The sequence below is a fragment of the Novosphingobium sp. FG90 genome, assembly GCF_057808725.1.
In genome coordinates, this window is sequence record NZ_JBMDIO010000008.1 from 57,937 (window position 1) to 77,655 (window position 19,719).

Annotated in this window: 27 protein-coding genes and 1 riboswitch; of the genes, 13 read left to right on the forward strand and 14 right to left on the reverse strand. The window is 66.0% G+C overall.

What is annotated here, in order from left to right; genetic code table 11:
- Nucleotides 1-30 precede the first annotated feature (30 nt).
- From ACODRZ_RS09645 to crtY, 4 genes are read right to left on the reverse strand one after another with little or no spacing between them, the layout of a single operon-like run.
- A complete protein-coding gene (locus ACODRZ_RS09645) occupies nt 31-624 on the reverse strand; it encodes an LOG family protein (RefSeq protein ID WP_488968848.1) in 594 nt (197 codons plus the stop codon).
- Nucleotide 625: 1 nt separating this feature from the next.
- Nucleotides 626-1,063, reverse strand: coding sequence for a hypothetical protein (locus ACODRZ_RS09650; protein ID WP_488968849.1), 438 nt, complete (start codon nt 1,061-1,063; stop codon nt 626-628).
- Nucleotides 1,060-2,538 carry a phytoene desaturase gene (locus ACODRZ_RS09655; protein ID WP_488968850.1) on the reverse strand — a complete coding sequence of 493 codons (1,479 nt, stop codon included), beginning with the start codon at nt 2,536-2,538 and terminating at the stop codon, nt 1,060-1,062. The genes ACODRZ_RS09650 and ACODRZ_RS09655 overlap by 4 nt, the downstream gene beginning before the upstream one ends.
- The gene (crtY, locus tag ACODRZ_RS09660) at nt 2,535-3,734 is read right to left on the reverse strand and encodes a lycopene beta-cyclase CrtY (RefSeq protein WP_488968851.1); all 1,200 of its coding nucleotides are present in this window, start codon (nt 3,732-3,734) and stop codon (nt 2,535-2,537) included. Before crtY ends, ACODRZ_RS09655 begins: the two co-directional genes overlap by 4 nt.
- A gap of 38 nt (nt 3,735-3,772) precedes the next feature.
- On the opposite strand from crtY, the gene ACODRZ_RS09665 reads away from it, so the two are divergent.
- The 3 genes from ACODRZ_RS09665 to ACODRZ_RS09675 all read left to right on the forward strand — a co-directional run bounded on the left by ACODRZ_RS09665 (nt 3,773) and on the right by ACODRZ_RS09675 (nt 5,864).
- Nucleotides 3,773-4,354, forward strand: a complete 582-nt coding sequence (locus ACODRZ_RS09665; RefSeq protein WP_488968852.1) for a GNAT family N-acetyltransferase — start codon at nt 3,773-3,775, stop codon at nt 4,352-4,354.
- 14 nt (nt 4,355-4,368) lie between these two features.
- Nucleotides 4,369-4,953 carry a DUF2585 domain-containing protein gene (locus tag ACODRZ_RS09670; RefSeq protein ID WP_488968853.1) on the forward strand — a complete coding sequence of 195 codons (585 nt, stop codon included), beginning with the start codon at nt 4,369-4,371 and terminating at the stop codon, nt 4,951-4,953.
- Nucleotides 4,954-5,018: 65 nt separating this feature from the next.
- Entirely contained in the window at nt 5,019-5,864 is an 846-nt protein-coding gene (locus ACODRZ_RS09675) for a MipA/OmpV family protein (protein WP_488968854.1), read from the forward strand.
- Here the strand turns inward: ACODRZ_RS09675 and ACODRZ_RS09680 are convergent.
- From ACODRZ_RS09680 to ACODRZ_RS09690, 3 genes are all read right to left on the reverse strand, one after another.
- On the reverse strand, nt 5,852-6,460 hold the full coding sequence (locus ACODRZ_RS09680) for a uracil-DNA glycosylase family protein (protein ID WP_488968855.1): 609 nt from the start codon (nt 6,458-6,460) through the stop codon (nt 5,852-5,854). The genes ACODRZ_RS09675 and ACODRZ_RS09680 overlap by 13 nt on opposite strands.
- Before the next feature lie 38 nt (nt 6,461-6,498).
- Entirely contained in the window at nt 6,499-7,377 is an 879-nt protein-coding gene (locus ACODRZ_RS09685; RefSeq protein ID WP_488968856.1) for a DUF1838 family protein, read from the reverse strand.
- A 95-nt stretch (nt 7,378-7,472) separates the two neighbouring features.
- Nucleotides 7,473-8,099, reverse strand: a complete 627-nt coding sequence (locus ACODRZ_RS09690; protein ID WP_488968857.1) for an SOS response-associated peptidase family protein — start codon at nt 8,097-8,099, stop codon at nt 7,473-7,475.
- 43 nt (nt 8,100-8,142) lie between these two features.
- Nucleotides 8,143-8,253, forward strand: a riboswitch (TPP riboswitch).
- 62 nt (nt 8,254-8,315) lie between these two features.
- On the opposite strand from ACODRZ_RS09690, the gene thiC reads away from it, so the two are divergent.
- Nucleotides 8,316-10,175, forward strand: coding sequence for a phosphomethylpyrimidine synthase ThiC (gene thiC / locus ACODRZ_RS09695; protein WP_488968858.1), 1,860 nt, complete (start codon nt 8,316-8,318; stop codon nt 10,173-10,175).
- A gap of 162 nt (nt 10,176-10,337) precedes the next feature.
- Here thiC and ACODRZ_RS09700 read toward each other — a convergent pair whose 3' ends face one another.
- Nucleotides 10,338-10,646 (reverse strand): alkylphosphonate utilization protein, encoded by a 309-nt coding sequence (locus tag ACODRZ_RS09700; protein WP_488968859.1) that lies wholly within the window; start codon nt 10,644-10,646, stop codon nt 10,338-10,340.
- 98 nt (nt 10,647-10,744) lie between these two features.
- Here ACODRZ_RS09700 and ACODRZ_RS09705 point away from each other — a divergent pair, with 98 nt between their 5' ends.
- The 6 genes from ACODRZ_RS09705 (at nt 10,745) to ACODRZ_RS09730 (ending at nt 13,675) form a co-directional block, all read left to right on the forward strand.
- The gene (locus ACODRZ_RS09705) at nt 10,745-11,029 is read left to right on the forward strand and encodes a hypothetical protein (protein WP_488968860.1); all 285 of its coding nucleotides are present in this window, start codon (nt 10,745-10,747) and stop codon (nt 11,027-11,029) included.
- Nucleotides 11,026-11,769, forward strand: a complete 744-nt coding sequence (locus tag ACODRZ_RS09710) for a DUF72 domain-containing protein (protein WP_488968861.1) — start codon at nt 11,026-11,028, stop codon at nt 11,767-11,769. Before ACODRZ_RS09705 ends, ACODRZ_RS09710 begins: the two co-directional genes overlap by 4 nt.
- A 118-nt stretch (nt 11,770-11,887) precedes the next feature.
- Entirely contained in the window at nt 11,888-12,481 is a 594-nt protein-coding gene (locus ACODRZ_RS09715; RefSeq protein WP_488968862.1) for a hypothetical protein, read from the forward strand.
- A 39-nt stretch (nt 12,482-12,520) separates the two neighbouring features.
- Entirely contained in the window at nt 12,521-12,823 is a 303-nt protein-coding gene (locus ACODRZ_RS09720; RefSeq protein ID WP_488968863.1) for a YciI-like protein, read from the forward strand.
- Nucleotides 12,820-13,200 (forward strand): DUF4440 domain-containing protein, encoded by a 381-nt coding sequence (locus tag ACODRZ_RS09725; RefSeq protein ID WP_488968864.1) that lies wholly within the window; start codon nt 12,820-12,822, stop codon nt 13,198-13,200. Before ACODRZ_RS09720 ends, ACODRZ_RS09725 begins: the two co-directional genes overlap by 4 nt.
- Before the next feature lie 184 nt (nt 13,201-13,384).
- Complete coding sequence (locus tag ACODRZ_RS09730) at nt 13,385-13,675, forward strand: hypothetical protein (protein WP_488968865.1); 291 nt, start codon at nt 13,385-13,387, stop codon at nt 13,673-13,675.
- A 39-nt stretch (nt 13,676-13,714) separates the two neighbouring features.
- Here ACODRZ_RS09730 and ACODRZ_RS09735 read toward each other — a convergent pair whose 3' ends face one another.
- Nucleotides 13,715-14,200 carry a hypothetical protein gene (locus ACODRZ_RS09735; RefSeq protein WP_488968866.1) on the reverse strand — a complete coding sequence of 162 codons (486 nt, stop codon included), beginning with the start codon at nt 14,198-14,200 and terminating at the stop codon, nt 13,715-13,717.
- 204 nt (nt 14,201-14,404) lie between these two features.
- Nucleotides 14,405-14,677, reverse strand: a complete 273-nt coding sequence (locus ACODRZ_RS09740; protein ID WP_488968867.1) for a hypothetical protein — start codon at nt 14,675-14,677, stop codon at nt 14,405-14,407.
- Nucleotides 14,678-15,066: 389 nt separating this feature from the next.
- On the opposite strand from ACODRZ_RS09740, the gene ACODRZ_RS09745 reads away from it, so the two are divergent.
- Nucleotides 15,067-15,429: a COG3650 family protein gene (locus tag ACODRZ_RS09745; protein WP_488968868.1), complete on the forward strand. Its 363-nt coding sequence runs from the start codon at nt 15,067-15,069 to the stop codon at nt 15,427-15,429.
- An 11-nt stretch (nt 15,430-15,440) separates the two neighbouring features.
- On the opposite strand, the gene ACODRZ_RS09750 is transcribed toward ACODRZ_RS09745, so the two are convergent.
- On the reverse strand, nt 15,441-15,869 hold the full coding sequence (locus ACODRZ_RS09750; RefSeq protein ID WP_008832148.1) for an OsmC family protein: 429 nt from the start codon (nt 15,867-15,869) through the stop codon (nt 15,441-15,443).
- Nucleotides 15,870-16,283: 414 nt separating this feature from the next.
- Here ACODRZ_RS09750 and ACODRZ_RS09755 point away from each other — a divergent pair, with 414 nt between their 5' ends.
- On the forward strand, nt 16,284-16,631 hold the full coding sequence (locus tag ACODRZ_RS09755; protein WP_488968869.1) for a hypothetical protein: 348 nt from the start codon (nt 16,284-16,286) through the stop codon (nt 16,629-16,631).
- A gap of 127 nt (nt 16,632-16,758) precedes the next feature.
- On the opposite strand, the gene ACODRZ_RS09760 is transcribed toward ACODRZ_RS09755, so the two are convergent.
- From ACODRZ_RS09760 to ACODRZ_RS09770, 3 genes are all read right to left on the reverse strand, one after another.
- A complete protein-coding gene (locus ACODRZ_RS09760) occupies nt 16,759-17,910 on the reverse strand; it encodes a glycosyltransferase family 4 protein (protein WP_488968870.1) in 1,152 nt (383 codons plus the stop codon).
- Nucleotides 17,911-18,057: 147 nt separating this feature from the next.
- Nucleotides 18,058-18,570 carry a hypothetical protein gene (locus tag ACODRZ_RS09765; RefSeq protein WP_488968871.1) on the reverse strand — a complete coding sequence of 171 codons (513 nt, stop codon included), beginning with the start codon at nt 18,568-18,570 and terminating at the stop codon, nt 18,058-18,060.
- Nucleotides 18,571-18,814: 244 nt separating this feature from the next.
- Complete coding sequence (locus ACODRZ_RS09770; RefSeq protein WP_488968872.1) at nt 18,815-19,189, reverse strand: hypothetical protein; 375 nt, start codon at nt 19,187-19,189, stop codon at nt 18,815-18,817.
- A gap of 256 nt (nt 19,190-19,445) precedes the next feature.
- Here ACODRZ_RS09770 and ACODRZ_RS09775 point away from each other — a divergent pair, with 256 nt between their 5' ends.
- Entirely contained in the window at nt 19,446-19,703 is a 258-nt protein-coding gene (locus ACODRZ_RS09775; protein ID WP_488968873.1) for a hypothetical protein, read from the forward strand.
- Nucleotides 19,704-19,719: the final 16 nt, after the last annotated feature.

Below are 19,719 nucleotides of genomic sequence, written 5' to 3' on the forward strand. Positions count from 1 at the left end.
ACGCCCGCTCACCCTGAGCTTGTCGAAGGGTCACAGCGTGTTCGGGTCCATGTTCACGATCGGCACGATCGGCTGGTGCGCGTGCATCCGGTCGAGCAGCGGCGCGAGTTCGGTATCGGCCAGCAGGATGCCCTGGTGCGCGGGGCGCACGAAGCCGACTTCGGCCATGTGGCGGTTGAAGGCCAGCAGCCCGTCGTAGAAGCCGAAGCTGTTGAGCACGCCGACCGGCTTGTTGTGATAGCCCAGCTGCGCCCAGCTGACCGCCTCCCACAACTCGTCCATGGTGCCGACGCCGCCGGGCAGGACGAGGAAGCCGTCGGACAGCTCGGTGAACTTGGCCTTGCGCTCGTGCATGGTCTTCACGATCGTCAGTTCGCAATCGTAGTTGGCGACTTCGCCGCCCTTGCCGTCCTTGCCGGTGAGCGCTTCGGGGATGACGCCGATGCACTCGCCGCCCGCCGCCAACGCGGCACCGGCGACGGCGCCCATGAGGCCGAGGCGACCGCCGCCGTAGACGACGCCGATGCCCTGCGTGGCAAGCGCGGTGCCGACGTCCGCGGCAAGCTGGACGTAGCGGGGATCGGCGGGAGTGGCGGAGCCGCAATAGACGGCGAGACGCTTCATGTCAGTCAACTACCTTGATATTAACCAGCGCGCCCTCCGGAAGATCGCGCGTCTGCCGGGCGAGGTCACCCGTGATTTGGACGAGGCGGACGAAATCGATCCGCACCAGATTTTCGTGGGCATAGTCCCCGGCGACGAGCGCCTGCGGGGTGAGGCTGTAGACCTCGCCCAATGCCGGAGGCCCTAGCCGCTTTGCCGCCGCATCGACAAGGGCGTCGGCGCGCCAGATCGCCTTCGTCTCGTCGCGCGCCATGTACGCCCTGGCTTCGGCCTCGGTGCCGAGCGGGGTGACTTCGCCAAGATCGGGATCGACGTAATGGAATGCGCCCGCGCTGTCGGTGACGAGCATGTGGCCCATCAGGCTGTGCGCGACCATTTCGGCGAACTGCACGCCGGTCCAGCCCCATGCGGCGTTGAGGGCGTGGACTTCCCGGCTCACTTGAGGTCTTCCAGCATCAGCTTGGCGGTGGCCTTGGCGCTGCCGACGACGCCGGGAATCCCTGCGCCCGGATGCGTGCCCGCGCCGACGAGGTAGAGGTTCTTCAGCTTGTCGTCGCGGTTGTGGCCGCGGAAGAAGGCGCTCTGCGTCAGGATCGGCGAGAGGCTGAAAGCGTTGCCCTTCCATGCGCCGAGGTCCGCCTCGAAATCGGGCGGGGCGTAATGGAAGCGGGTGACGATGCGGTCCTCGATGTCGGGGATCAGGCGGCGGCCGACTTCGCGGATCACGCGCTGTTCCAGCACCGGGCCGACTTCCGCCCAGTCGATCGGCAGCTTGCCCATGTGGGCGACGGGGACGAGCGCGTAGAAGGTGCTCTTGCCCGGCGGCGCCATCGAGGGATCGGTGACGGTCGGGTGATGGAGATAGATCGAGAAATCGCGCGGCAGCACGCCATGCTCGAAGATGTCGTCGAGCAGGCCCTTGTAGCGCGGGCCGAACAGGATGGTGTGGTGCGGGATGCCGGGCCAGGTGCCTTCCAGCCCGAAGTGCACGACGAACAGGCTTGGCGAGAAGCTCTTCTTGGTGAGGCTCCTGGCCATCTCCTTGCCGCGCACCGTGTCGCCGAGGAGGCTGGCGTAGGTATGCATGAGGTCGCCGTTGGAGGCGACCGCGTCGAAGCGTTCGCGCCAGCCGCTCTCGCATTCCACTTCGGTGACCTGATCGCCGATGGTGTGGACCTGCCGGACCTTGTCGCCGATGCGCAGCGTGCCGCCGAGGCGCTCGAACAGGTTCGCCATACCCTGCGCCAGCTTGTTGGTGCCGCCCTTGGTCCACCACACGCCGCCGTCCTTTTCCAGCTTGTGGATCAGGGCGTAGATCGCGCTGGTGCTCATCGGGTTGCCGCCGACCAGCAGGGTGTGGAACGAGAGCGCCTGGCGCAGATGCTCGTCCTTCACGTAATGCGAGACCATCGAATAGACCGAGCGCCACGCCTGATAGCGCATCATCGCGGGCGCGGCCTTGATCATGCTGGAGAAGTCGAGGAACGCCTCGTGCCCCAGCTTGACGTAGCCTTCCTGCCAGACCCCGGCGGCGTAGCGTTCGAATTCCTCGTACCCGGCAAGGTCGCCGGGGGCGACGCGGGCGATCTCGCGGCGCAGGGAACCTTCATCGTTCGAGTAGTCGAAAGTGACGCCGTCGGTCCAGTTGAGGCGGTAGAACGGCATGACCGGCATCAGCGTCACGTCGTCGGCGATGTCGTGGCCGGAGAACTTCCACAACTCGCGCAGGCATTCGGGATCGGTGACGACGGTGGGGCCGGCATCGAAAGTGAAGCCCTCGCGCTGCCAGGAGTAGGCGCGGCCGCCCACCTTGTCGCGCGCTTCGATGAGGGTGGTGGCGATGCCGCTGCTCTGGAGCCGGATGGCGAGGGCAAGGCCGCCGAACCCGGCGCCGATGACGCAGGCCTTCTTCACGATACGGCTCCCAGATCAGCCAGCGGACGCCCGCGTCCGGTCAGGCTGGCGAGCGCCGCGCCCACCGGCACCGGCGGCTTTCCGGCCAGCACGCGCGCCATGTCGAGCGGGGTCGAGCGGCCTGCGTAGAAGCGTTCGATCAGCCCCTCGGGCAGCGTGTAGAAGCGCGCCAGCATGCGCCAGCGATCCGGGCCGTGTGCGGCGCCGAAGAGCATCTTGCTCAACATTCGATAGAAGCGCCCGTGGCGCCAGTGCTGTGCGGCCCTGTCATGACTGGTCCTCAATAGGGCGGACCCGGAGAGATTGTCGAGGCTGGTCAGGTAAAGCGCGAATCTTGCAGCATCGGGAATCGAGTAGGACGTCAGCGGATGGCACAAGGCGGCGCGGGTTCCGGCGCGCGGCAGGGGGCTTCCGGCGCGCCAGAACGCCTCGAAATCGCCCTCGGCGATCACGGGCAGGACCCCGGTTTCCTCGTAGGCGACGCTCTCGACCTGCCAGCCTTGCGCGCGGGCATAGTCGGCGATGCGGGTGCGCAGGGCCGGAAGGGCGAGGTCGAGGGTGTCGGAATAGTAGGTATCCTCGACGAAGACCTCGGTGTCGGAGAAGGGCAGGCAGTAGACGAAGCGGTAGCCGTCGATCTGCTCGACGGTGGCGTCCATCACCACCGGGCGCGCCAGCCCATGCGGCGCGGCGAGGCGCAGCGACTGGCCGACGAACTTCTGCCAGCCGCCTGCCATGTGCGGCAGGCCATGGCTGCCCCTTGCGTCGATCACTGCCCCGGCGGTGAAGCGGCGACCGTCGGCAAGGGTGACGCTGGCGGCGTCGGCGTGCTCGATCTCTACGCCGGTGAGTACGGCGTCGGCTGGGAGGGCTGCGCGCACTGCTTCGTCGAGTTTGGTGCCGGTTGCGCTCCGGTAGGGTGTCCTTAGGTGCCGCTGAGTGCCGGGAAAACGCACCTCGTAATCGTCCCAAAGGGCAACGACGATGGGGTTCAGCAGGGCCTCGCCGCCTTCGGGCAGGTCGCTGGCGAAGAAGGACCAGACGTGGTCGCCGCCAAGTCGCTGGCCGCGCTCGAATATTGCCACGCGCAGGTCCGGTCGCCGCGCCGCGAAGGCAAGCGCGATCAGCCCTCCGGCAAGGCCGCCGCCGAGTATCGCGAGGTCACAGAACGCCGGATCGGCCGATTTTTGCTGCATCGCGGCGTTGTTTAGGCACTGCGAACGATTGCTGCAACTTGGCAGAACCCTCGCTTTACTGCATGTTCGTGACGATGACAGGGCAACTGACCGTTTGCGACGCCGCGTCGGGGGATGCGGCCGCAATAGCCGAGATTTACGCGCACTACGTGCTGGAAAGCACCGCGACGTTCGAGACCGAGCCACCCGACGTGGTGGAATCGGAGCGGCGGATGCGCGAGCTGATAAAGGGCGGCTATCCCTTCCTCGTCATGCGCGACGATGACGACCGCGTGCTCGGCTTCGGCTTCGCGCAGCGCTACGGTCCGCGCGTGGGCTATCGCTATAGCGTCGAGACGACGATCTACGTGGGGAAGGGCAGCCTGAACCGGGGGATAGGCAGCGCGCTGCTCCAGGCGCTGCTGACCGAGTGCGAAAAGCGCGGTTTTCGGCAGGCTTTCGCCGTCATCGCCGCTTCGGAACCGGCCTCCGTCGTGCTCCACGCGCGTGCTGGGTTCCTGCCGGTCGGTACACTGACGGCGGCGGGCTGGAAGCACGGTCAGTGGATCGACGTGTTCCTCATGCAGCGCCGCCTCGGTGACGGGAACGAGACGCTGCCTGAAGGCGCTGCCGTATCCTGAACCCCGCAGGACGCTTGCCTCTGCTGCCGCATCGTCCGGCGGTGTGGCTGGCGCTTGGCCTTGGCCTTGCGCTGCTGGTGGTCGAGCTTGCCATGGGTCGCCCGGGCATCTGCCCTTGCGGCGTCGTGCGATTCTGGGCGGGCGAGGTCCAGTCCGACCAGAACAGCCAGCAGATCGCCGACTGGTACAGCTTCAGCCATGTCATACACGGGCTGATCTTCTATTTCATCGCGCACCTGCTCTGGCGCTGGACTGCGCTGGGCCGCGTCCTGTCCCCGCGCTGGGCCTTGCCGCTGGCGGTGGCGTTCGAGGGCGGCTGGGAACTGCTGGAGAATTCTCCGCTGATCATCGAACGCTACCGGGCGGTCACGATCAGCTACGGTTACAGCGGCGACAGCGTTCTCAATTCACTGAGCGACGTGGGGTGGATGGCATTGGGGTTCCTCGTCGCCGCGCGCCTTCCAACCCTTGCGAGCGTGGCTCTGGCCCTCGTGTTTGAGGCGTTTACGCTGTTCATGATCCGGGACAATCTGACCCTCAACGTACTGATGCTGGTGCACCCGATCGAGGCGGTGCGTGACTGGCAGGCGTCGGCCTGAAAGCCGCGCATGGCAACTGTCCGACAATAAAAGCGTTTGTCCTTCAACATCTTCAGGGGACGACCATGCGTTCACGCATCATTTTCCAGCTTTCTGCGGCCGCGGCCGCGCTCGTTTCGGTGCCGGCCCTCGCGCAGGAGGAGCCGGTCGATAACGTCCTCGACGGCGATTACCTGACCGTCGGTGTCGGTGCCGTCTACGTTCCCAGCTATCGCGGTTCGGACGATTCCGTGGTTTCTCCGGTGCCTCTGGTGCGCGGCCACTTCAAGGGCGTGGACATCAACCCGCGCGTCGCCGGCGTGGCGCTGGACTTCATTCCCGACGACAAGGATTCGGGGATCGGCTTCTCGCTCGGCCCGGTGGCGACGGTCTCGTTCAACCGCAACCGTCGCATCAAGGACCCGGTAGTGCGTGCCGCAGGCAAGCTGGACCCCGCCATCGAGGTCGGCGCGACGGCGGGCGTGACCAAGTACAGGCTGCTCAACGCATACGATTCGCTCACGCTGTCGACCGACGTGAAGTGGGACGTGAACGGCGCGCACAAGGGCATGACGTGGTCGCCCGCGATCAGCTACGCGACACCGCTCAGCCCCGCGCTGGTCACCGTGGTCGCGGTGAGCGCGCGCCATGTCGATGACGACTTCGCGCGCTATTACTATTCGGTCAACCCTGCGCAGAGCACGGCGAGCGGGCTTCCACTCTACAACGCCAAGGGGGGCTGGGACAGCGTCAACACCTCGCTGCTGATGGCCTACGACCTGTCGGGCGACGTGCGCGACGGCGGCCTCTCGGTCTTCGGCGTGGCGAACTATTCGCGCATGTTGAACGACGGCAAGGACACGCCTTTCACTTCGTTGCGGGGTAGCGCGGACCAGTGGGTCTTCGGCGCCGGCGTCGCCTATACGTTCTGACGCGGGTCGCCTGCGACCGCTTCCGCCACACGGCGGCGCAGGTCAGGCAGCACGTCCGCCTCGAACCACGGGTGCTTCGCCATCCACAGCCGGCTGCGCCAGGCCGGATGGGGCAGGGGGAACAGGCCATCCGGCGCATCGCGCCACTGCCGCACCGTCTCGGTGAGGTTTGGTGCGAAGCCGCGCGGGAGATAGCGTTTCTGGGCGTATTGCCCCACCAGCAGGGTCAGGCGCCGCTCGGGCAATTCGGCAAGCAGGGGGGCGTGCCAGCGCGGGGCGCACTCCGGGCGGGGCGGCTTGTCGCCGCCGCTCGCCTTGCCCGGATAGCAGAAGCCCGACGGCATCTGCGCGACTCTGGCAGTGTCGTAGAAGGCCGCCTTGTCGAGCCCCAGCCAACCGCGTAGCCGGTCGCCGCTGTCGTCGTCCCAGCCGATGCCGCTTGCATGGACCTTGCTCCCCGGCGCCTGACCGATGATGAGCAGGCGCGCGGAGGCGTTCGCGGCGACGAAGGGGCGGGGCTCGAAGCCCAGCGCGTCCTCGCACAGGCGGCAGGCGCGAATCTCGCCGAGCAGGGTGTCGAGAGCGGGAGGGGCCATTCCTCGCAGATGGTCACCGCCCCGCCTCGCGGCAAGTCTTACCCTGCCTTGTCCAGCGCAGCGACCGGATCCTGCGCAATCTGCGGATAATACGTCCTGAGCATCGCGTGCCAGTCGGCAGGCAGGTCTTCGAAGCGCTTCACCTTGCCGCCGTTGCCGAACAGGTTGAGCGTGCCGGGGCGGTCACCCATTTTCAGCCATTCCGGCCAGCTGCGCACGTCGTTGGACTGCACCCGTGTCTCCACGTTGCTCACCGCCGGGTCGAGCACGAGGGGGCTGGGTGCGGACAGCGTGCTGACCTCGTTCAGGTAGGACACCGAGCCGTCGGGAGCCGTCACGCGGGCGTGGGATCGGTCCCTGACCGCGATCTCGCCATCGCGCAGGGCGAAAGGAGGGGCGGGATGATGGACATGCTCGAAGCGGGGCGCACCCGGGATGTCGGGAATGTCGATCTCGTTCGTCGCAGAGACACGCACGCGGGTGGGGATGGGGCCGCGACCGCCGACTTTCACGGTTTCTCCCGTCACGGGGTTGCGCAGGTCGGTCAGGCGCAGGCCGGTGTTCACGTCGACGCGGAAGCTGATTTCCAGGTCGATCAGTTCGAAACTGCCGTCCGCACTGTGGGTGATGCGCTGGATCGAGCCGAGGTTGATGGCATAGACCGGGATCAGATCGCCCGCGATCGCAGCCATGTAAGGGCCTTTGATCCACGAGAAGACGAGACCGTCGTCATTGCGATAGCGCAGTTTCCGATAGATCAACGAGGCGTCGGCGGCATTGGCGGGATCGAGCAGGCGTTTCCTGGACGTTGCCGCCGTCGCCGGGAATGCCGGAAGCGAGGCCGCTGCGATGGCGGCTGCGCTCAGCACCAATGCACTTCGGCGGTCCAGTCCTGATGCATCTTTTTTTTCGATCATATCGCTCTCCCTAACTGCGATCGAGAAACTTGATCGTATGACGGAGGGCGACAAGCGGGGCGTGCGCGACTGACCGCGTCTCGGATACCGGCCCCTCAGCCGGCTGCGCGCATGTCCAGCAGCGACGACGAGTAGGGTGCGACCAGTGCTTTCGCCCTGTCCCAGCCGCCGCGCAGCCACAGGTCCTGCACGGCCGGGTCGGGCGGGAGGATCACCGGCATCGTATCACGCCCCTCGGCTTTCAGCGCTGCGTTCGCCCCGCATGAGAGCAGCGCGAAGGAGGGGATTTCGCTGTCCTTCCAAACTGCCGCCATGGCGAAGACCGGCTGGTCCGAGCACGCAAACCAGCACTGGCGGCGCTTGCCGTCCGTGGGCGAGGGGCGGCCCCATTCCATGAAAGCGGTGGCGGGGATCAGGCAGCGGAACTCGCTGTTGCGCAAGTTGCCGATCCAGAACGGACTTTCCAGATTGCGCACCGTCAGGATGCCGCGCTGCTCGTGGACCGAAGGCGGCGGCGGCACGCCCCAGAGGCGCGGGATCATCCGGCGCGGGGTGCGATATTGCGGCCTCGGTCCGGCGATGGCTTCTCGCCCCGCGGTGATGACCGGTGCGAACTGCCCGGGCGCGACGTGGCCGCCGTTCCACGGATCGTTGCCGGATTCGGCCCCGAAGGAGCGCGCGACATGCGGCGCGGGCGCGTCGAGGCGATAGAGCATCGGCATAGCGCCAAGCCTCTAGACCCAGCCGATACGCCCGTCTATCGTGGCGCCGTCCCCGGGGAGCCAGCAAGTGGCTGAGAGTTGTGGGTATGCTCCACAAGACCCGTCGAACCTGAACCCGTTAGTACGGGCGGAGGAAGTGGAGCGTCGGGTTTGAGCATGTTTCAACGCCCGCAATGCGTCTCTTTTTTCGTCCCATGGAAAGAAGAGAGGCAATCCATGGCAGACATCAATTCCAAGCTCGAAATCGGCGTGACCACCGGCCCCATCCGTGGATCGAGGAAGATCCACGTCGGCCCGCTGGGCGTGGCAATGCGCGAAATCCACCTCGAACCCGGCAGCGGCGAGGCTCCGGTGCGGGTCTATGACACTTCCGGCCCCTACACCGATCCCGATGTCACGATCGACATCTCGGCGGGCCTTGCGCCCAGGCGCCGCGAATGGATCGTCGCGCGCGGCGATGTGGAGGACTACGCCGCGCGTGAGGTGAAGCCCGAGGACAACGGCCTCAAGGGGCCTGACCGTTCGGCGGGCGTCCCGGCCTTTCCCAATGTCGTCAGGCGGCCCTTGCGCGCGAAGGCGGGCATGAACGTCAGCCAGATGCACTACGCCCGGCGCGGGATCATCACGCCGGAGATGGAATATGTGGCCGAGCGCGAGAACCTCGGCCGCGCGATGCTCAGGGAATATGCACGCGACGGGCAGGACTGGGGCGCATCGATCCCGGACTACGTGACGCCCGAATTCGTGCGCGAGGAAGTGGCGCGCGGCCGCGCCATCATCCCCTCCAACATCAATCACCCTGAGAGCGAGCCGATGGCGATCGGGCGCAATTTCCTGGTCAAGATCAACGCCAACATCGGCAACTCTGCCGTCGCGTCGGACGTGGCGAACGAGGTCGACAAGATGGTCTGGTCGATCCGCTGGGGCGCCGACACCGTCATGGACCTTTCGACCGGGCGCAACATCCACGACACGCGCGAATGGATCATCCGAAACTCGCCCGTGCCGATCGGCACCGTGCCGATCTATCAGGCGCTGGAGAAAGTCGGCGGCATTGCCGAGGACCTGACCTGGGAGGTGTTCCGCGACACCCTGATCGAACAGGCCGAGCAGGGCGTCGATTACTTCACCATCCACGCCGGGGTGCGGCTACCCTTCGTGCCGCTGGCGGCGAAGCGCGTGACCGGCATCGTCAGTCGCGGCGGCTCCATCATGGCCAAGTGGTGCCTGGCGCATCACAAGGAATCGTTCCTCTACGAACGCTTCGACGAGATCACCGAGATCATGAAGGCCTACGACGTCGCCTATTCGCTGGGTGACGGCCTGCGCCCCGGCTCGATCGCGGATGCCAACGACGAGGCGCAGTTCGCCGAACTCTACACGCTGGGCGAACTGACCAGGCGCGCCTGGGAGCAGGACGTGCAGGTCATGATCGAGGGGCCGGGCCATGTGCCGATGCACAAGGTCAAGGAGAACATGGAAAAGCAGCTGGCCGCCTGCGGCGAGGCGCCGTTCTATACCCTCGGTCCGCTCGTCACCGATATCGCGCCGGGCTACGACCACATCACCAGCGGCATCGGTGCCGCGATGATCGGCTGGTACGGCACCGCGATGCTCTGCTACGTGACGCCCAAGGAGCACCTCGGCCTGCCCGACCGCGACGACGTGAAGGTGGGGGTTGTCACGTACAAGCTGGCCGCCCATGCCGCCGATCTGGCGAAGGGCCACCCGGCGGCCAAGGTCCGCGACGATGCGCTGTCCCGCGCGCGGTTCGAGTTCCGCTGGCGCGACCAGTTCAACCTGTCGCTCGATCCCGACACGGCGGAACAGTACCACGACCAGACGCTGCCTGCGGAGGGCGCCAAGTCCGCGCATTTCTGCTCGATGTGCGGGCCGAAGTTCTGCTCGATGAAGATCAGCCAGGAAGTGCGCGATTTCGCGGCGAAGCAGAACCAGCCGGTCGAAACCTTCGTCGCCGCCGAAGAGGCCGAGGCCGGCATGGCCGAGATGAGCAAGGTGTTCCGGGAAACCGGCAGCGAACTCTACATGGGTTCGGGCGGGCGCGAGCACGACTGAGTCCCGGCCTTGCCGATGGGGCTTCGACAAGCTCAGCCTGAGCGGGTTTGGGGGATTGTACCAACCCCGCTGAGTGGGGGTGGGGAGGTTCTACACCAACCCCGCTCACCCTGAGCTTGTCGAAGGGTCAGGCACGACCTGTCGAAACCCCATGGGCACGGCTTACCGCTTGCGCACGAACTCCGCGCGCAGGACCAGTCCCTTGATGCCGGGGTAGCGGCAGTCGATCTCCTGCGCGTCGCCGGTCAGGCGGATCGAGGGGATCACGGTGCCGCGCTTTAGCGTCTGGCCCGCGCCCTTGACGTCCAGATCCTTGATGAGCGTCACCGAATCGCCGTCGGCCAGCGGATTGCCGACCGCGTCGCGCACTTCGACCGTCTCGGCCGCCGCGCGTTTCGCCTCCAGTTCGGAGGCGGGCAGCCATTCGCCGCCCTCCTCGTCGTACACGTAGTCCTCGTCGTCGCTTGCCATCGGCCAATCTCCTGATCTGCCGAGGCCTTGGCAGGGCGACGCGGGTTTGACCAGTGGTTCGCAGCGGTGCAGGCTGCCGCTTTCCAAGGAGGCCCTGCATGCGCAATCCGACGGCAGACTGGATGAAGCTCGCTCACGACAGCTACTGGCTATGGGCCGAGAGCCTGATGGTCATGGGGATGCGCACCACCGACATGATGACCGGAAGGGGCAGCGACCGCGAGAACGCGCTGATGGTCTCCGAAAAGGTCAGGGCGGCCGCCGAAGTGGGAACGATGCTGGCGACCTCCGGTGCCTCCCCGAAGGCGGCCGGGAAGGCGGTGCGCCACTACCGCCGCAAGGTCACCGCCAACCGCAAACGCCTCGCCCGGAAGAAATCATGAGCGTCCACATCGGAATCGGCGGCTGGACTTACGAGCCATGGCGCGGGCTGTTCTACCCCAAGGGCCTCACCCAATCGCGCGAACTGGCTTACGTGGGCGAGCACCTGACCGGCACCGAGATCAACGCCACCTTCTATCGCGGCCAGAGCGCCGCCAGCTTCGCCAAGTGGCGCGATGCGGTGCCCGAGGGTTTCCGTTTCGCGCTCAAGGGCAGCCGGTACTGCACCAACCGCAAGGATTTGTCCGAGGCGGGCGAGAGCGTCGAGCGGTTCATGGCGCAGGGCCTCGTCGAACTGGGCGACAAACTCGGCCCGATCAACTGGCAGTTTGCTGCCACCAAGAAGTTCGACGCCGCCGAGATCGCCGCCTTCCTCGCCCTTCTGCCCGCCAGCCATGAAGGCCTGACGGTGCGCCATGCGATCGAGGCACGGCACGAGAGCTTCGACGATCCCGCATTCTTCGACTTGTGCCGCAAGGCCGGGGTAGCGGTGGTGCTGGCCGATTCGCCCAAGTACGCGGTGCTGGATGCGACGGACTGCGCGCCGTTCGTCTACGCCCGCCTCCAGAACGCGCAAAGCGAACTGGAGCAGGGCTATCCGGACGAAGATCTCGACACATGGGCAAAGCGGATCAGCGACTGGGCCGGCCAAGGCCGCGAAGCGTTCGTCTTCTTCATCAACGGCGCGAAGGAGCGGGCTCCCGCTGCGGCAATGAAGCTGATCGAGAAAGCCGGGCGTTGAGGATGCTGCGGGGCGCGACGCCGCCAGTCCCGGGAGCGCGAGGATGATACCCCTCGCATCTTCCTCCTTCGCTGATCCGAACAGGCAACCAGAGCCCGCAAGCATCGTTTCGACAAGCATGAAACGGATTGTCGCGATCACCGCTCTCGCCCTGCTGCCGCTCGCTGCCTGCTCCTCCGGGCCGGAGGAGCCGAGCGTGACCGCCTCCGCATCCGAGGAGGCTCTGGCCAGTGAGGCCGCGTCGTCGGAAGCTCCACCGGCGGCTCCTCCCGCCAGCAATGCGAAAGTTCTCGGCCTCGAAGGGCTGGGCGACCTCCGGATCGGTCAGCCGGTGCCAAAGGGCGGCAGCTGGGCCGTGCGCGGGGCGCAGGAGAGTGACAGCTGCACGACGGTGGGCTCGCCCGACTATCCCGGCGTCTACGCCATTGTTACCGGAGGCAAGGTGAGCCGGATCACGCTGGGCGCGAACTCCACAGTCAAGCTGGCCGAGGGCATCGGCGTCGGTGCCACAGAGGCCGACGTGAAGAAGTGGTTCGCCGGCTTCCGTGAGGAACCGCACAAGTACGAGGCTGCTCCGGCAAAGTATCTAACGGCGCCCAATGCCCGGCCCGGAGAGTCGGCTCTGCGCTTCGAGATCGGGGCGAACGGCAAGGTCAGCTTCATCCATGTCGGCGAGATGCCTGTGCTGGCCTATGTGGAAGGCTGTGCCTGAGGGCTTTTCGGGAGGCGTGATGCTGGGCATGGTCGAACGATGAACCATTATCTGCTGATCTATCACGTCGCCCCCGACTATCTTCAGCGCCGGGGAGAATTCCGCGCCGAACATCTCGGACTGGCGTGGGATGCCGTCAATCGCGGCGAGTTGCTGCTGGGCGGCGCGGTCGAGGACCCGCTCGACACGGCGATGCTGCTGTTTGCGGGCGAGGGGCCTGAGGTTGCCCAGGCGTTCGCAGCAGCCGATCCCTACGTGACCGAGGGCCTGGTCGAACGCTGGAGCGTGCGGCGCTGGGCTACGGTCGTGGGTGAAGGTGCCTCTGCTCCGGTGCGACCTTGAGCGAACTGGCCATCCGCGCCCGCCGAGCCGCCTTCAATCGGGCCATCGCGGACGGTGATGCGGCGGTGATCGGGCCGCTGCTGGCACGTGACTGCGTGATGGTTACCGGCACGGACAGCGCGGTGATCGCGGGCCGCATGGCGCAAGTGAAGGTCTGGCGCCGCGAGTTCGGCCATGCCGCGCGACTGGTCTACGTGCGCACGCCCGAGAGCGTCACCGTCTCGCTGGTCGAATCGATAGCAATGGAACATGGACGCTGGCACGGTGCGGAAGTGGACGCGGATGCCCCGCTGGCCTCGGGCACTTACGCCGCGAAGTGGCGGGAGGTGTCCGGCGAATGGGTTATCGAGGCAGAGATTTTCGTGACGCTTTCATGACAGGGGTGTGAAGCGTGGCATGAAATCGTTTCCTACGGCGGGTGAGTTCGATTAAGGAGCCGCCCGCAACCCGGCGCGCCGGTCGAGCGCTCCGGGCAATTCCCGAGGATGTTCGATGCCTGGCAGCCGGCTCTCCGGACCGCGCGCAATCGTTGCGTGCGGGCGGGGGCATAAGGACGTGTCGATGAAGCAGGATGTCGCCGGAGAAGCTCTGCTGCGTGATACCGGCAAGCTCTGGGTCGAGGCCGGATCGGTGATCGCGCTGCGCACCGCCCGCATCGGCTGGGGCGATCCTCAGGCGGGCGACGAGATGGTCCGCATGGTCACCGAGAAGGTCTGGGCGGGCTGGGAAGTCGGCATGGCGCTGGCTACCGGGCAGTTCGGGCACGATCCGGAGACCGTGTGCCGTCGCACGGTAAACCACTACCGCCGCGCCGTGCGCAGGAATCTGCGCCGCCTCTCGGCCAACGACTGAGGCACGAACTCCGCTCGCAGCGGATTCAGATCAGCAACATCAAGGTGCGTTCTCGGCCGACATGACGTCCCGGGCCGCATCGGCGGCGCGCGCTGCGGCATCGGCGGCGGCGTCCGCACGGGGCGGAGTCGGCGTGGCGAGGGGGGCAGGCAAGGTGTCTCCGATGGCTTGCTGGTCTTCGTCCCGATACGGCGCGTGATTGCCGTACTGGCGGCGTTCCCAGGCGCCGTCGTCATAGTCGTCGGGCGGGCCGTAACCATAGGGCGCATAGTCCTGAGGAGGATCGGCCGGCGTCGGCGGCCCGCCATCATCGGACCCGCGACCGAAAGGCCAGGCTGGAGAATTGAGGGCGGACAGGCCCTCGTCCAGCCAGGAGCGCCGTGCGGGCGGATTGTCGCCCAGAGTGGCCGAACGATACGATTCAGGCTTCGAGAAGTTTGGCAGCGCGCCGGTAGTCAGCGCCGCGAAGGCCGCACCGGCCATGCCGCCGACAACCAGCAACAGGGCGAACTTGGCTCCACTCATCGGTTCGGGCCACGGCTGTCTTGCATGGCGATGCGTTATCCCGTCGCAGCTGTCGGTCTGCTGAACGCAAAGAAAAAGGCGCCGTCCCGCGCTTGTGGGGGACGGCGCCTGGTTCGGCGCTCAGCGGCTGCCCGGGCGTTGGGAGAGGAGGAGTGCCCGGGGGAAGCGCGAGCGCGCGATCAGTATGCCCGATCGGTGGCTCGATTACTCGCCGAGGTGCAGCTTGGCGGCTTCGGCGGTGGTGAACGAGACATAACGGCTGTTGTAGGTGCCGGTCACGCGGCCGCCCTTGACGTAGAGGCGGAAAGGAACGCCGGCCGAGGTGGCGCCGTCGATCACGGTCACCTTGCCCTTCTGGGCAGTGGTGTAGTTGTAGTTGACGCCCTCGTGCGAGAATTCGCGGCTGTCGTCGGCCTGGGCGACGGCGGGAACGGCGAGAAGAGCAACGGCGGCAGAGGCGAGAACAGTCTTGAACATGGCAAAATCCTTAGATTCTGATGAGGCTGGATCGCCTCGGGCGACATTTATCTTGTGCGCTGCAGCAAAAGCGGATGTTGAACGGGAGTGCAATTTCAATACCCGAACCCAGTGTTGCAAGTTATGCAACTATTGGAAAATGTGCCTGATTTTTAAGCAAATGGCTTGATCTGTTGTCAGGAAAAAAACAGGCATGACCGCAAAATATTTGCCATTCGGCCAGCGAATCAGCCGAATCGTGCTGCTGCTTGCCCGAATCGGTCGAGGGTCATTTGCCTGTGGGATGATCGAGGCGTAGCGTGCAATTCATGACGATCACCCTATCACGTCGGTGCAGCGCGCCGCTGGCATTTCTCGCAGTTGCAGCATGTCATCCTGCCTCTGAGGGCATGCCGGGCGATCCGGCCGACCACAAGCCGTGGGGCGGTATCGCCGCCACCGAAACCTTGCACTTTCTCGGCACCGAGCCGTTCTGGGGAGGAGAAGCCAAGGCTTCGAGCATGACCTACACCACGCCGGAAAACGCCAAGGGCGAGACGGTGCCGGTGCACCGCTTCGCAGGGCGAGGCGGTGTTTCGTTCAGTGGGGAACTGTCAGGCGGCCCGGCGACGCTGGCCGTCACGCCATCGGCCTGCAGCGATGGCATGTCGGACACCCGCTATCCCTTCACCGTAACCCTACGGATCGGCGAGCAGACGCGGCAGGGCTGCGGTTGGACGGACCGCAGCCCGCGCAATGGCGGCAAAGGCTAATCAGGGAGTAATCAGTCGCCGAGCGACTTTTCCAGGGTGATCTCGCAGTTCAGCAGCTTCGAGATCGGGCAGCCGGCCTTGGCTTCGTCGGCGATGCTGGCGAAGTCCTCGGGGGTAATGCCGGGGATCGATGCGGTGAGGGTCAGCGCCGACTTGGTCACGGAGAAGCCGTCGCCATCCTTGTCGAGCGTCACCGTGCATTGTGTGTCGAGGGTGCCTTCGGCGTGGCCGGCGCGGGCCAGCGCGAAGCTGGTCGCCATGGTGAAGCAGGCGGCGTGGGCTGCAGCGATCAGTTCCTCGGGGTTGGTGCCGGGCTGGCCCTCGAAGCGGGTGCCGAATCCGTAGGGCTGGTCGGACAGGACGCCCGAGCGCGTCGTGATGGAGCCCTTGCCGTCCTTGCCGAGACCGACATAACGGGCGGAAGCGGTATTGGTGGTCATGTGAGGTTCCCCTGATGTGATGGTGCTGCTGGCGGCCGAAGTGGCGCAGGCTGCAACGCGGATAGGTTCTGCAGGTTCCGAGAGGCTGTCGCGTGACGATCCGCAATGCGCGTTGAAAGTCTGGCGCATTGCAGCAGGATCCTACGCCGGGGCGATGCATCGGGGAAGGGGTGTTCGCACTGGCGGATTATGCTGACGGCGGTGTGCCGCCAGATTACGCCGCAAAGGGATCACGGGTGTAATACCAAGCGGTACACCTATCGTTGCGCACTGCAAAAAGCGCAGAAATCCTAAGCTTATTGAGGATTGTTCGCTTTGTCGCGGTTCGCGCGCATGATAGGCCTTGGTCTATCGAACGACGGTCCGCGACGACGGCGCCGCACTATGAGAGGATGCCAAAAGAGCATGGTTGTCATGAAGCGATTCCTGACAGCGTTGCAGGCGGGGTCCGTCCTGTCTGCGATAGTGGTCATCAGCGCGGCGCCCGGAACCGGCCACGCTGCCGAAGTGTCCGTAGAGGCGGATGCGATGACCGGTGCCTATTACATGCGCGACAGTCTGGTTCCCCGAGCGGACGATCTCGCCCTGATCCAGCGCAAGCCCGCGCTCTACCTTGCCAGTTTCAACGACGGCATGGCGACGGTGGCTTATTCGCTGGACCATGGGCGGATCGTCTACCGGGTGGTCAGTGGCGAGATCGGCGATGACGCCCGGGCCGAGATAGATCGCGCGTTGGTGCGTCTGCAGCGCCGGATCGCATGACGGGATAAAAAGAGAAAAACGCAGGGAGAACGCGCGCGAGGGTCGGCTGGGCCTTCGCGCAGAGCCGAGGGAAGGGGAGAAGCAAGGCGCGGCGGAGCTGCAACCGCCGCGCCTTGTTGTTAAGACGTCAAGCGCGCGCCTTCTGGCGGATCAGGCGCACATACGTATCGGCCACGGCCTGATTGATGCGGTCCCAGCTGAACTCGCTCGCCCGCGCGACGCCGGCTTCGCCATGGGCGCGTCGCAGTTCGGGCTGCTCGATGTAGCTCTTCAGCGCCTCTGCGAACTGATGCACCGCGCCGGGCGGGATCAGGCGGCCCGAGACGCGGTCGTCGACGAGGCTCTGGCTGCCGGTGGCGGCGGCCGCGACGACGGGCAGTCCGCAGGCCATGGCCTCGAGCGTGACGTTGCCGAAGGTCTCGGTCACCGAAGGGTTGAACAGCACGTCCATCGAAGCGACCGCGCGGCCGAGATCGGCTCCTCCCTGGAAACCGACGAAGGAGCCGCCGGGAAGGCGTTCCTCGAACCACTCGCGTGCAGGGCCTTGGCCGATGACCAGCACCTTGTGAGCGATGCCCTTTCGGCGCAGCTCGTCGAGCGTGTCCGAAAAGACGTCGAGCCCCTTTTCCATGACCAGGCGACCGAGGAAGCCGATGGCGACTTCATGGTCGGCGATGCCGTGGCTGCGACGCCATTCAAGGTCGCGGCGACCGGGATTGAAAATCTCGTGGTCTACGCCGCGCGACCAGATCGAGACGTCGTAGTTCATGCGCTGTTCGCGCAGGAGCTGCGCCATGCTTTCCGAAGGCGCGACGAGGGCGTCGCAGCGGCGGTAGAAGCGGCGCAGGATCGCCTCGACCACCGGCTCGCCCCAGGCCATGTTGTAGTAGCGCAAGTACGTTTCAAAGCGGGTGTGGACCGAAGCCAGCACCGGCAACTGCCGGTTGCGCGCCCATGTCACCGCCTCATGGCCGACCGGGTCGGGCGAGGAGACATGCACGACGTTGGGGGCGAACTTCGCAAGGTCGCGGCGAGCCTTGCCAGAGATCGAGAACGGAAAGCGGTATTCCGGACGTCCGGGAATCGCGAAAGAGCGTACACTGACGAGGTCGCCGGTAGGCTCGAAGGCGGGCTCTGCCACGGTAGGCGCGTAGACGCGCACTTGCGCGCCCTGTCGCAGGAGGTAGCCGACGAGACGATTGAGCGCCTGGTTGGCTCCGTCGCGGACGTAGTTGTAGTTGCCCGAGAACAGGGCGATGCGCAGGTCAGCGGTGTCCATGATGGAGCGCCCCATAGCCGCCCTGACAGCACTTGGCGAGGGCGGATGATCGGGCGCTCCCCGATGGATTTCAGGCCGGGATGCGTCGCGGGCGACGGAGACCGCATACGGCCGTCCGCCGCCCGGGGGACGCATCGGGTTTACCGGTCAGCGGCGGTCGCGCCAGCGGCGGTCGTCGCGACGATCCCAGCGGCCGTCCCGGCGGTCCCAGCGATCGCGACGGTCCCGGCGATCATAGCGGTCCCGGCGATCGTAGTACCGATCCCGGCGCCAGTCGCGACCGCGATCCCAGCGATTGCCGCCGTCGCGCCAACGCTCGCGATACCAGGGCGAATAGTACCGGTCGTAATAGCGGTCGCGGTAATAGCGGTTGGGGTTGCCGGCGTAGTAGTAATAGTAGCCGGGCCGGTCGCGCACGGTCACATAGCGGCGCGAGCCCCAGTAACCGCGGTCGTAGTACCGCCCGTCGTCGCGATCGGCGAGCGCCGCGCCCAGGGCAAGGCCGATCACGCCCGCGCCGATGGCGATGGCGGCGGTATCGTCACCCCGGCCATAATAGCGGTCGCGTGCCTGCGCAGGCGATGTGCTCACCAGCACGGATGCGGCGAGTGCCGCCCCGAGCGCGAGCCTTTTCCCGAAGGACTTCAACTTGGTATTCATGACTTTGCGTCTCCCTTTCCGGGCCAACCGGGTAACGGCGGTTGCGGTGGGCACGTTGGTGAGGTCATGCGCCGGACGGACTGAACCGTGACTGAACTTGTCGCGAAACGTATCAGGCGTGCGGTGAACGGTGGCCGTCCCGCACGCAAAGACGCCCGGCCGAGGAGGAGGGGCCGGGCATCTCGCAAAGTCGGGGAAGGACCGAAAAGTCGTTACCCGGCTTCACTGGTAGAAGGCGGGTCGATCAGTAGCCGCGGCGCCAGTCGCCCCGGTCGCCGTAGTAGCCACGGCGCTGGTCGTCGCGATGATCGCGGCTGTAGCGCTCGTATTCTCCGCGTGAGAAGCGGCGGCCGTCGCGGTCCCAGTAATAGCCGTCGCGATAGGACCAGCTCGAACCGTAATAGCGATCGTCGTAGCGGGCGTCGTAATAGCGGTCGTTGTCGCGGCTGGACGAGGCGGCGATGGCGCCCACAGCGAGCCCCAGGATGCCCGCGCCGACAGCGACGGCGGCGGTGTTGTCGTTGCCCCGGTGCCAGTCGCGCGCCATCGCCGGCGTCGTGGTGGCAAGGGCAGTCGCGGCAAGGCCCACAGCAAGAGCGGCCTTCTTGAAAATGGTCATGGCTTCAACTCCTTGTTCGGGGTGGCGGATCAAGGAAGCCGTTGTCCCCGTGTGAGCTTTGGTATAAGCGAAGGCTCCTGAACCGGGTCGAAGCGGATCTGGCAGAATCCATTCACGATTGTACGCAATTGTATGTGTGGCGCCTGAAGGCCGCAGGAGCGGCTGCCTCAGAAATGTTTCGTCACGGCTCTGCACGAAATGTGACATGCAAGCCCCCCAATCTGGCGTCATTGCATTGCCAGATTGGAGAAACCCGATGATTTCCGCCGCCCTTCTTGCCCTTGTCTCGCTTTCCGTCCCCGCTTCGGCGCCGCTTGCCTATGCCGGTGAGAGCGTCGCTGCCTCGAAGGGCCACCCCGCCGTCGTGGCGCGCGGGCAGGGCAAGGCTTCGGCTCCCACCGTCTGCCATCCCGACCCGTCGAAGGGTCGTGCCTGCCGCCACGCCATCGTCCAGGCCGAGCAGGCAGAACGCCTGGTTCTGGCCGTTGCCGACACGGCCGTGACCAAGGACTGACGCGCCCGCCGCCTCG

Coding starts and splice junctions, on each gene's coding strand:
- ACODRZ_RS09645 (WP_488968848.1), bottom strand. CDS start 624: ATGAAGCGTCTCGCCGTCTATTGCGGCTCCGCCACTCCCGCCGATCCC.
- crtY (WP_488968851.1), bottom strand. CDS start 3,734: ATGCAGCAAAAATCGGCCGATCCGGCGTTCTGTGACCTCGCGATACTC.
- ACODRZ_RS09675 (WP_488968854.1), top strand. CDS start 5,019: ATGCGTTCACGCATCATTTTCCAGCTTTCTGCGGCCGCGGCCGCGCTC.
- ACODRZ_RS09680 (WP_488968855.1), bottom strand. CDS start 6,460: ATGGCCCCTCCCGCTCTCGACACCCTGCTCGGCGAGATTCGCGCCTGC.
- ACODRZ_RS09685 (WP_488968856.1), bottom strand. CDS start 7,377: ATGATCGAAAAAAAAGATGCATCAGGACTGGACCGCCGAAGTGCATTG.
- ACODRZ_RS09690 (WP_488968857.1), bottom strand. CDS start 8,099: ATGCCGATGCTCTATCGCCTCGACGCGCCCGCGCCGCATGTCGCGCGC.
- thiC (WP_488968858.1), top strand. CDS start 8,316: ATGGCAGACATCAATTCCAAGCTCGAAATCGGCGTGACCACCGGCCCC.
- ACODRZ_RS09700 (WP_488968859.1), bottom strand. CDS start 10,646: ATGGCAAGCGACGACGAGGACTACGTGTACGACGAGGAGGGCGGCGAA.
- ACODRZ_RS09705 (WP_488968860.1), top strand. CDS start 10,745: ATGCGCAATCCGACGGCAGACTGGATGAAGCTCGCTCACGACAGCTAC.
- ACODRZ_RS09710 (WP_488968861.1), top strand. CDS start 11,026: ATGAGCGTCCACATCGGAATCGGCGGCTGGACTTACGAGCCATGGCGC.
- ACODRZ_RS09715 (WP_488968862.1), top strand. CDS start 11,888: ATGAAACGGATTGTCGCGATCACCGCTCTCGCCCTGCTGCCGCTCGCT.
- ACODRZ_RS09720 (WP_488968863.1), top strand. CDS start 12,521: ATGAACCATTATCTGCTGATCTATCACGTCGCCCCCGACTATCTTCAG.
- ACODRZ_RS09730 (WP_488968865.1), top strand. CDS start 13,385: ATGAAGCAGGATGTCGCCGGAGAAGCTCTGCTGCGTGATACCGGCAAG.
- ACODRZ_RS09735 (WP_488968866.1), bottom strand. CDS start 14,200: ATGAGTGGAGCCAAGTTCGCCCTGTTGCTGGTTGTCGGCGGCATGGCC.
- ACODRZ_RS09740 (WP_488968867.1), bottom strand. CDS start 14,677: ATGTTCAAGACTGTTCTCGCCTCTGCCGCCGTTGCTCTTCTCGCCGTT.
- ACODRZ_RS09745 (WP_488968868.1), top strand. CDS start 15,067: ATGCCGGGCGATCCGGCCGACCACAAGCCGTGGGGCGGTATCGCCGCC.
- ACODRZ_RS09750 (WP_008832148.1), bottom strand. CDS start 15,869: ATGACCACCAATACCGCTTCCGCCCGTTATGTCGGTCTCGGCAAGGAC.
- ACODRZ_RS09755 (WP_488968869.1), top strand. CDS start 16,284: ATGAAGCGATTCCTGACAGCGTTGCAGGCGGGGTCCGTCCTGTCTGCG.
- ACODRZ_RS09760 (WP_488968870.1), bottom strand. CDS start 17,910: ATGGACACCGCTGACCTGCGCATCGCCCTGTTCTCGGGCAACTACAAC.
- ACODRZ_RS09765 (WP_488968871.1), bottom strand. CDS start 18,570: ATGAATACCAAGTTGAAGTCCTTCGGGAAAAGGCTCGCGCTCGGGGCG.
- ACODRZ_RS09770 (WP_488968872.1), bottom strand. CDS start 19,189: ATGACCATTTTCAAGAAGGCCGCTCTTGCTGTGGGCCTTGCCGCGACT.
- ACODRZ_RS09775 (WP_488968873.1), top strand. CDS start 19,446: ATGATTTCCGCCGCCCTTCTTGCCCTTGTCTCGCTTTCCGTCCCCGCT.